Annotated in this window: 6 protein-coding genes and 1 pseudogene; 4 read left to right on the forward strand and 3 right to left on the reverse strand. The window is 58.5% G+C overall.

What is annotated here, in order from left to right; all coding sequences use genetic code 11:
- The first annotated feature begins 762 nt into the window (after window positions 1-762).
- Entirely contained in the window at window positions 763-1,524 is a 762-nt protein-coding gene (locus NKH78_RS23330) for a hypothetical protein (RefSeq protein WP_352508197.1), read from the forward strand.
- An 11-nt stretch (window positions 1,525-1,535) separates the two neighbouring features.
- Complete coding sequence (locus NKH78_RS23335) at window positions 1,536-3,479, forward strand: GMC oxidoreductase (protein WP_352517328.1); 1,944 nt, start codon at window positions 1,536-1,538, stop codon at window positions 3,477-3,479.
- Between the two features lie 159 nt (window positions 3,480-3,638).
- Here the strand turns inward: NKH78_RS23335 and NKH78_RS23340 are convergent, their stop codons facing one another.
- From NKH78_RS23340 to NKH78_RS23350, 3 genes and pseudogenes are all read right to left on the reverse strand, one after another.
- Window positions 3,639-4,835 (reverse strand): hypothetical protein, encoded by a 1,197-nt coding sequence (locus tag NKH78_RS23340; protein WP_352508203.1) that lies wholly within the window; start codon window positions 4,833-4,835, stop codon window positions 3,639-3,641.
- An 810-nt stretch (window positions 4,836-5,645) separates the two neighbouring features.
- Window positions 5,646-6,574 (reverse strand): annotated as a pseudogene (locus NKH78_RS23345) (tyrosine-type recombinase/integrase); the annotation flags it as partial.
- Window positions 6,575-6,674: 100 nt separating this feature from the next.
- Window positions 6,675-7,466, reverse strand: coding sequence for a DUF1194 domain-containing protein (locus tag NKH78_RS23350; RefSeq protein ID WP_352508205.1), 792 nt, complete (start codon window positions 7,464-7,466; stop codon window positions 6,675-6,677).
- A gap of 401 nt (window positions 7,467-7,867) precedes the next feature.
- Here NKH78_RS23350 and NKH78_RS23355 point away from each other — a divergent pair, with 401 nt between their 5' ends.
- Window positions 7,868-8,818, forward strand: a complete 951-nt coding sequence (locus tag NKH78_RS23355; RefSeq protein ID WP_352508207.1) for a 2-hydroxyacid dehydrogenase — start codon at window positions 7,868-7,870, stop codon at window positions 8,816-8,818.
- A 1,204-nt stretch (window positions 8,819-10,022) separates the two neighbouring features.
- A partial coding sequence (locus tag NKH78_RS23360; protein WP_352884258.1) for a hypothetical protein occupies window positions 10,023-10,283 on the forward strand: 261 nt, incomplete at its 3' end.

The following is a 10,283-nucleotide window of genomic DNA, read 5'->3' on the forward strand; positions in this document are numbered from 1 at the left end:
TCCGGCAGCGTTGGCTGCAGTGAAGACTTATCACCATAAGCTCTGCACGACGCGCGTCCTCGACCTGGCCCGTGGAACCGGAAACTTCCTCTATGTTAGCCTGGAACTGATGAAACGCCAGCTATCCTGACATCTTAAATCATTGAACTCATGAGCTATGCCTTCCATAGTAACTTGAGGGAAGACTATCGCTAGACATGCCGGCCCGCACTAACGTAATGGGGCGAGACTATCGGCACTCTGACGTTTTGCACGCTTTTCTCTGACATACTGAGCGCGAGAACAGAGCGTCAAAAGACAGCGCCTGTGGAGTTCGAGGATCAGGTGGGACGGATTCCCGCGCGAGAATTCAGGCGCATCGTTTGAGGGAGGCGGCCACTTCGTTAGATCCGAGCACGCAACGTGCGGTGCGAAAAGGCGCCGCGAATGCGATTAAACGCGTCAGTCTTATCCAGTCAACAGCCCCAGAGCGTTGATTGCACTGTGGATGACAAATCTTTCGGGTAGACAGCTAATATACTTTCCGGTTCTCTGGGGTCGCAATCAGATCGAAGGAGCGGGATCGTGCATCGTATGACTGTGAGTCAGCACCGAAGCCTGACCCCGCACGAGTAGAGGGTAACGCATTGATTTGTTGACCACAATCTTGCATTAGTATGGTCAATATTCGCGCCGGGGATGACCCCATCGATATCCCGAGTTTGCAAGAGCATATATTCCAATCAACCTCGGATAGGCATATCGTGCCAAGGTGAACATTCTATGGGAATGATTTCCGACGCAGAAGTTCGTGACACTCTTACCAAACTCGCGCGGCAGCTGTTCCCGCTGGAAAGCTGGGTCAAAGATGGTCAGAAATACGTTCCGCCCAATGCGCCGGATCTTCCTTGGCGCGGGTCCGGGCCGACGCTGTCGATCGAGTCGCTTCGCGCTGTTGAGCGCCTCGATCTCCTTATAGAGTCTGATTCAAACGAGGCCCTGCGTGTCCGATGGAACAAGATCGCGACTGCTCCCCTCTGGTTTGAACCGAGCCTCCACCATCCTGCAGACTGGCGGGCGCAGCACAAGCTCGATGAAGCGGCTGCCTTCGCGCCTGTCGATTCCGAGAACTTCGTGATCGCGACGGTAGATCCGAAGACTAAGCTCAAGCTGCCGCGCGCGAGATCGGAATTCTACGCGGCGTGCTGGCCACTGCTAATGAAGGCGCAGACCCAGCGCGTGTTTCCCGACGACGCGAGCTGGCTCCAGTTCGCGAAGAATCTGCTCGCCGATGAACTAGCGGCCTGGCCACCCACGGAAGTTGTTAAATCGTCTGACTTCATCAAGCGCTTCGCCAAGGACGTTGCGATCTGTCTGCTCGACTTGGAAAGTCCGTTCTTGCCTGTCGATGAGCAAGGAGAATTGTGGCAGCGCGCGGTGCTGATCGAGGCAGGAGAGCACCGTCATCGGCACAACGTCTACAATCCCGAACAGGTTCAGGAAGCTGTCGCTCAGTTCGACGCCAAGGTAACCGCTCTGCTCTAACGGAGACAGCAATGACCGAGAAACCGAACTTCGTGGTGGTGGGGTCCGGCGGCGGCGGCGGAACCATCGCGTGGCTCCTCGCCAAGGCGGGCTACAGTGTCACACTGCTAGAACAGGGACGTGACATCACGAAGGAGTTTGAGGCTATGCCAGGTCATCCGCAGGATGAGCCTGGGTTCAACTCGTCGGCCCATAGAGAGGAGTACTTTCGCCTTCGCAAGCCCGACCCGAAGCGAAGGTTGCGCGGCGACTACACAACCTTTCGCCGTTTCGAGAAGGATACTGCCAAGCCGTTCGTCAACGGCTGGACGGGCTCGGTTCTTGGTGGAGGGTCCACGATCTGGGGCACTTGGTCCTACCGCCCAATGCCCCTGGACTTCCTGCTGAACACGCACTTCTCGGAAACGAAGCAACTGGCGCAGCTCGCGCAAGAGGGCTACGCGGTGCCGGACTGGCCCATCGGGTACGGCGACATGCTGCCGTATTACAGGGTCGCAGAGGCGCTGATGGGCGTCAGCGGCGACCGGGGCGAGATGAACAACGCGGTTGAGCAGAGCGCTTGGTACAAGGGTTTTAATCACCCGGCATATTTCGGCGACAAGCAACATTGGTTCGACACGACGCCACTGCCCTGCGGAGCCTACCCGATCACGCCGGTCGGACACTTCGCCAAGCTGGGCATGCATCACGCTGGCATGTGGCCTGTGCCCCTGCCCTGCGCCATCGTTCAACCCGGCAGCGCCCCCTACCAGACCCGCGAGAAGATTGCCGCGGCACTGGCGACATGGACCTCCAACGACCGGCCTGAATTCTGGCAGCAGAAGGCGGACCAGATCTGGAGCGAAGCCAAGCGAAACGCATGCAACATGTGCGGCTTCTGTGGCGAGTACATCTGCTGGGGCAAGGAGGAGGCGCCGAAGTTCGGCACCCGCGTCACAACGCTCAGGGAACTGGACGCGCTTCGGTCTGAGGGCAAGGTGCAGATTCACTGCAACGCCAAGGCCATTGAGGTCATGTTCGACAAGGCGGCTGGCCGGGGAACGGGAGTGCGCTATCTCGACATCAGCGACCCCGACAACCCAGTGCTCAAAGAGCAGTTGGCTGACAACGTGATCGTGTCGTGCGGGGCGATCCAGACCGCGCGCCTGCTGCGCTTGTCGGGTCCACCCGAAGGGTTGGGCAACCGGGGCGATCAACTGGGGAGGAACGCCACCTTCCACCTCTTCGGGCTTGGCGTAAAGATCACCCTCGACAAAGCGTTTCAGGGCATGGTCCACGGTGAATTCGGAGCAACCGGCAACGTGACCAGCTATGAGCCCTATTTCCTCCAAGAGCCCGTTACCAAGAACTGGATCAAGGCCGGGACTCTAACGAGCACGGCCAAGAAGAACCCGCTCGAAAACGCCGCCGCCTACTTCGACTCGCAACGAGGCGCGGCGCTCCAGCCGCTCAAGGAAATCGAGACATACGCGCGGTCCATGGAGCTGAGGCTAACGGCCGACGATTTACCCATGCCTCGCAACCGCGTTGACCTCGATCCCAAGCACGTCGACGAGTACGGCATCCCCACCGCCCGAGTCACGCGGGATCTTGGCCCCAATGAGTGGAGGATGTACGAATTGGCCCTCCCGATGTTCGAGAAATCCGTCGCGAAGTTCAGGAGCAACGGCAACAAGAAGATCATTGAGACGTTCGGGGCCTCGCCCGCGATCGTCGATCTCATCGGTGACCACCAGATGGGGACCTGCCGAATGGGGCCTGACGACGACGTGAAATCCGAGCGGTCCGTCCTCGACTCGCATTGTCGCCTGCATGAGGCGCGCAACGTTTTCGTCGTGGACTCTAGCTTCATGCCCACAGGCTTTGGATTGAATCCGATGTTGACAGTGGTAGCCAATGCGCTCCGGGTCGGTTCGTGGATCGTGCAGCAGGAGAAGCGCGGTCTCCTGAGTTAGAATGTCTGACCGGCGCCAGCGTATCCATCCCCTCGGTACGCATTCATCTATCTAGTCAAGCCCGAGGGGACGCGACGTCGCAAGCTGGACGCGCCGCTTGGCTGGCGTCGCGACATCACAAGTGGGCTCTGGCACGACAGAATCTGCATGTGGATCCTGTTATTCCAGCTTGAGATTCAACACGTCTGGGCAATGATCGGACAGCCGGACGTTATCTTTCGGCTGCGCATTCGGCCACGGCACTTGTCCGCCGCTTGCCGGCGTCACCAAGGCGCCGACCTTTGCCCCATATAGGAAAAACTCGATCGGCGCGAAGAAGTACTCGTCCTGCTCGGCCAGGCTGGCCGGCATGGCGTTGCGCTTCTCCAGCCAGCACAGCGATGCTTCCTTGTACGGCTGACGCATCATCAACGTATCGGGCCGATTGTCCTGATCGAGACCGTCTCTATTCGGCGCGAATGCCGTCAGAGCGGTCCACACTTCGTCCTGCGTCCTGCCTCCACCTAAATCAAGGCGACGGTTGAAGTCGCCGACAATCATCCAAGCCTCGCCGGCATCCTCGCGCGCCCTGATCCACTTGTGCAGGGGAAACATCTGCCGCCCTAGCGTGTCACAGGCGAACTTGGCGGGCGGGTCCAGCGCAGGATCCCTGGTGAAGAATTTCCGGTCGACCCGGTCATCGAAACAGCCCGACTTCAAATGCACGACCAGCACGCGCAAGCGGCTGGCACCGTCCCGCAGGATGACATCGAGGCCCCACCGCACGTCACGGATAGTTCCGTTGTCGTCGGATTTGACATTCAATTCTGGCAAATCGGCGACCATGTCGAGGACTAGACCCGCACTCTCCTTCAGCGCAATCGCCGTGAACTGCTGCCGTTCGGCGGCGACCGGCATGTGCGGCGTTTCGCCCACTCGCGTACAGACCGGCCCCGACTGGTTCATGTGCTCGAGCACGGCGTATTGCCCGCTGATACAATGCGTCCATCCATTGGCTACCGGGAAGACTTCATTGATGGCGGCGGGGCTGGTCACCTCCTGCAGGAACATCACATCCGCCGCAATGAGATCACGCCATTTGCGCAGGTCCGCGAAGTCGGCGGCCGTCCGGTGGTGATCATCTGGAAACACCGTCGCCGTATCGGCCGAATGCACCAGTGTCTGCACATTCCAGTTGCCAAGCCGGTGCTCGCCAGCCTCAACTGCCGTCGAAAATAACGACGCCGCCACAAGGGCAAGAACTTTCACCACCATCTTCCAGCACCCCTCCGTCGATGACAGCAATACGATTGCTACAGCACCGTTGTACAACAGTGCGCAAGTATGTGTCCGATTATTATTGCGGCGCGGATCCAATGTCGCCCAACTGTTGCCAAAGACGGTCTTGAGGCCTGGTCGGAGCGGTCGGGGAGCGGGTCCTGGCATGTTGACGAGATCGCACTGACTTACCCGTCCAGAAGGCAGCGAAGTGCGTTCGTTGGCGACAACGCGCAGTTCAGTTCGTCAGCTTGCTAGACGGACGAGAGAGCCGTTCCGGCTGCAACTCGGAAATGAGCGAACTGCGCCTTCCCGGAGCTTCGTCCAGTTGGCAATGACGGTCGCGTACCAGGCTACTCGACTCCATTTGACGTCGCTCGGCATTGGCCTTGATCTTCCATAGCCTCGACAATAGCTTTGGCTCCTCGGTCGACGACACGTCGACGAGGAAGGCCTTGTCCTGCGACTGTCCGGTATTCCGAGCCCGAAAGGTGTGCCGCCGCGGAACTTCCCTCGAAGGGGAAGTCGTCGTGGCGTGAACCTAGCGACGCTCATCCGACACCAAGAACCGCAAGAGCGGTACGGCGCGTGTTAAGAACCGCGCCTGACCCAACGCCGAGGCGGGGATCGCCGTTGCTCACCTACGGCGGAAAAGGTGCAAGTGGGAGGGATGATCAGCGCCCGCAATGGCGTCATCGATCATGCCGCGAATGAACCTGATAGTAAGTCGAGAATACGAGGACATCAGAGAGGATCGATCTAGTCGTGGAACGCCTCGGATCAACAGCCTCTCATTCCCTAGTTGGCCCTCCAGCTAGGCGACAAAGCTGGCGCCAGAAGGGGACATCGACTTGTGAGGGCCCCCGTCAAGCTGATCTGCCGCTGTGGCGTTGGTTGGGTTAACGCTGGTCAACCTTGCAGCGCGCTGCTGCCGTCGGTCACGGCAGTTGAAAGTGGCGTCACATTGGACATCGCGGGGTTGCTCTGTCCCAGGAAGTGAGCAAGGGCCGATTTCCTCGAGTCCCGATCGAGCGCATAGACGGTGTGGGTGAATGCGACGCCGTCCAGCAGGCCCTGAATGTAGCCAGCGATGCTGTCGGCCGCCATGATGAGCGCGGTGTCCACGGTATGGATGTAGCGGCTCGTTATCGTCCCGCGTGAATGCCCAACCAAGGCTGCAATGGTTGCTTCGGTGAACCCAAGGTCGTTGCCGATGCTGGCGAAGCTGTGCCGCAGGACATGCGGCGTAATGCCGGCTAGATCGGTAGCTTTGAACAGCTTCGTCCACTGTCTGGGGAAGGCTCCGAATGGCGTGTCATCCTCCCAGCCGGGAAAGACATAGTCCTCGGCATCTTGTTCCTCGTTGCGGCGGCTCTCGAGATACTCCAGCACAGGCAGACCGATTGGACGCACCGACGCGCCCTCCTTGCTGTCGGTCAGACGCAGGCAACTTCCTTCAGGATCGACTTCGCACACTGCAAACCAATGATCTCGCTGCGCCGGCACCCAGTCAGCGCGATCACCCGGATGATTTCTGCAGTGGTCTCGTATTGCCGGTCCTCGACCGCCTTCCGCAGAATATCGCCGAGTATGCGATACTCCTGTTCGCTGAGACGGCGGGCGTTGACCTGGTCCGTCGGCTTGCGAACGCCATGCACCGGGTTCTGCTCGATGATACCGAGTTCGACCGCATAGGTGAGAATGCCACCGAAGAGACCTATCGTCAGGGCAGCTGTGCCGGCACCACCGCGGACGATAGCGCGCCCACGCAGTTTGTCGGTCTTGACGTTCGCACGTGTCTTGCCCGCCATGATCTGCCTATACGTGCCGCCTAGGTCCTTCTAACACTCTGTCCATCATTCCAACTCCGGCCTCGTCACCGAAGATTTCTTCGACAGATTTATAGGGAGCCTTCCCGCGCGTATCGGTGCGATCGTTCTAAGAGCGTTTCTCTCCGGAGATGGAACTTACTTCTCGAATTAGCTTGTTGATTATGGCCCATTGAAATTCAGCCGAGCTGTCGGCTGGAATGATAAACGAGCCGGGCCCCCCGATAACGTGCCGCTCGTAATATTCCGCGGTGGTCTCGCCATTTTCCATTTCCGCGCCTATCGGGAGACCGTTGATGACGATGGCCTTCTGAAGCGCTCTCAGGCGGCTTTCTTCAAGTGAAGATCCGTCATTGTTTGTTCCGTCGCCTGAGATATCGATGACCCTGCGCAACGTCGGGACAGGAAGTTTGTCAAAGGCATCAACAGACACATCAATGGCGTATGAGATCGATGTTTTTGCACCGTGCGGATCTCGGTGTAGGCCTTCCGACCTTTTCCGAATTGCTTCCGCGACAACCGACGCATCATTCGCCTCAGAAAGAACGGTCCAATCCACCCGCGTTTTTAAGGAGCCGCGGCTCGACCATTCGACAAAAGTGACAGCGATCTTGCCGTGCATACCCTCTTTGATCACCTTCAACACGGTCGGTGACTCCAAAGCAGCCGCATAGCTCTCGCGTTGTAGCGTGGCCTCTATCTGGTTGATGGAGCCCGACATATCGACCGCAAGGACGATCGCGACATCGACTTCGGCGGTTGGGTCCTCGAGAGGAAGCTTTTCACGAATTTCACAAGGGCAAAGATCGTTCGTATAAGAACTGCCGTGAACAGGCTGGTCAGGGATCAGCAGCACTCTTAACAATCCTGCGCTCAACACAGTAAAGGAGAGGACTTGCATCTCCCATCTATCCTCATGAGCTTATGGGGTTTGGTTCTGCTAGTTGCAGAATTTCAACTAAATCTGAAGCGAGCAAGTCTAGCAGATGAAGCTAGGGGGACTTGCCCTAGACAGTAGCACATTCATATTAGCTCTACATAATTTTAAGAGTCAACAAATACAGGAGGGGGCAACCGGAGCGGGTATCCGCTGCCGCGCATCCCGCAGGGTTGGATCGGCCATCTGCTGACCCGTCAGGTCGGACGTCTTCTCGGCCAGCAACGGGCAGACATCACGCTTTGGCGGATCACCAACGCCATTTTGCCGGTCGTCTTGCAACTGGTGCCAGCTTGCGCAAAAATCAGTCTCAACAGAACGGTCATCCGGTGGATGCCTGATTACCTGAATCTGGGAGGGGCGAAGTGTTCGGCGAGCCCATTACCGTTCTGATGGTCAATGAGTATCCTGACTACATTGATCCACAAGTATGGGCTGCTGAGCTGAAAACCCGTGTGCCGCAGCTGGAGTTCAGGCTTTGGCCAGACGCCGGGAACAAAAGTGACATAGATATTGTGCTGATCGACAAGGGCGCCAGTCCTGGTTTTTTTGACGCCATGACGGGGCTAAGCGCCGTCGTCTATTTGGGGGCCGGTGTCGAGGGTATTGATCTTCAGAGCTTTCCCAAGAGTGTTCCGCTCATCAGGCTCGCAACGCGTGAGCAGGCTTCGGAAGTGGTGCAATACATCGTCCTTCGCGTTCTCTGCCAGCAACGGCATGTTGCGGATTACATGGGTCTCCAAGCCCGCAAGTTTTGGAATCCGATCGCGCCGCGGAAGATCTCCGAGACAAGAATTGTTGTGCTGGGTGCGGGCCGGATCGGTGGCTGGGCCGCAAAGCTGTTTGCGGACTTGGGCTACGACACGGCAGTCTGGTCTCGTCATCAAAAGGCCCTTCCTGGTATACATAGTTACTTTGGCCGTGCCCAGCTTGCGGACGCACTCACAAATCGGGACTACGTTATCTGTTCACTTCCCCTGACTGGTGACACTCGTGGGATACTGAATTCCTCTACCTTTGGACAAATGAAGTCAGGTGCCTACCTTGTGAATGTCGGCAGGGGTGCGCATGTCAACGAAGCCGACCTGATCCGCGCGCTCGACGAAGGTCAGCTTTCTGGTGCTTGTCTTGACGTGTTTGAGCGTGAACCACTGGAGACTTCATCGCCGTTGTGGACTCATCCCAGGGTGACCATCACACCTCATGTCGCGAGCTTCTGGGTGGATTCTGGAATCGACCAGGTCGCCGATCTCTGCGGTCAAGTTGCAAGAGGAGAGCCGCTGTCCAACAAGATCGACCTCGAACGGGGTTATTGAATCGAAGTAGCGTCTTTACCACTTCCCGACAGCGTGAACTCGTCGGTGTGGCAGATGCCGGTTCCGGCGGCGAGCTTCGGGGCGCAGAGCGGCTGTTCCGCGCTCCCGCACTTGCGTGCTCCCGGTGCCCCGTGGCCCGGATGCCCGGATGCGCCAAGCTTAACGAACTGACGACCGAACAAACGATGGCACCAAGAACATCATGCCGGATACGGCTTCATCGAGAGCTTCAACGGCAAGGAAGGCGCGTCAACACTCTACGCTACGATTGCTGGCCTCCCGTCGTCACGGCGCATATGCGACGTTCCGTTAGCCGCCGATCGCGTTCCTATCCACGACAATCGCGTGGTGGTACATTCGGTTGATTTGGCGAATGTTTTTTGTCGTCAACTCACCGGGAAACCGGGGAGGTGGTCATGAGAATTACTGCTCTAGCATGCGTCGCCCTCCTTGCAGGTTGCACAACGGCAGGCCCCCCAGGGCCCCAAGGGCCTGTCGGTCCACAAGGTCTTCCCGGCAAGCAGGGACCTAGAGGTGCAATGGGGGCTGAGGGTCCGGCGGGGAAGGACGGCGTCGGCGGTTGGGAAATCACCCAGTATGCAAGCGCGAGTGATACAAGCCCAGACAAATCCGCACAGGCTTGGTGTCCCAAGCCAAAAGTCGTCATAGGTGGCGGTGCCAGCGCGTCAAATTCAAATGCGCTAATTTCTAGGAGCTTGCCGGTTACTTCCCCAGCTCCAGGGTGGGTAGCACAAGCGCATGTAGCCGCTACGTCCCCAACAGCTTGGACGCTGACAGCATACGCCATTTGCGCGCTTGTCAAATAGTCGGCGCTTGGCCGGGCCGGTGAACTTTGCGTTGTCGCGTCTTGGAGACACAAACGGCGTTCTAGTCTTCATCCCAAAAATCCTGCAGCGAGGCGTGCCGATGGTCTTCCTCGCCCCGGAGGTGCTTCACGCGGACCTTGATGCCCGCTTGCGAAGGCCATAGTTGAGACGGTTGAAAGGCTGAGCCGGTGCCCCCGCGTTGACCAGTTGCCGACCGGCTAGTGCAGCTTCTCGACTCTTGCCCGGAATGGCGGCATTCCTCTTCCGGGAGAGCGGGCGTGGGCAAAGGCCACCGTTATCAAGGCGCCAATCAGGCTGACCGCTGGCGAAGGCGCGCCGGCAGAAGAATGCCGTCACGGCGGCTGCCGCGACCCCTCTTGGGACTGATCTTCCTCGGCGCCGGCACGCTTGCCGCCGCAGTCACCCAATTCGCGATCCAGAGCACCGCCGGCCAACAGAGCACGATAACAAACTGGACAGAACCATTGCCTGGCCACATGGAAGGCCGCGCCTCGGTGATCGATGGCGACACAGTTATAGCGCGGCGATCTGGGAGAGACCTGCGCGACAATCTGGATGAGACTCTCAGAGCGCGGTCACGGGCAAATTATCATGCTGATTGTCGCTGGCAAGGCTTT

This window comes from Mesorhizobium sp. M0910, assembly GCF_040319465.1.
Classification (GTDB): Bacteria; Pseudomonadota; Alphaproteobacteria; order Rhizobiales; family Rhizobiaceae; genus Mesorhizobium.

What these genes read in the sequence shown, in the direction of transcription:
- NKH78_RS23335 (WP_352517328.1), top strand. Translation starts at nt 1,536, where the DNA reads ATGACCGAGAAACCGAACTTCGTGGTGGTGGGGTCCGGCGGCGGCGGC.
- NKH78_RS23330 (WP_352508197.1), top strand. Translation starts at nt 763, where the DNA reads ATGGGAATGATTTCCGACGCAGAAGTTCGTGACACTCTTACCAAACTC.
- NKH78_RS23350 (WP_352508205.1), bottom strand. Translation starts at nt 7,466, where the DNA reads ATGCAAGTCCTCTCCTTTACTGTGTTGAGCGCAGGATTGTTAAGAGTG.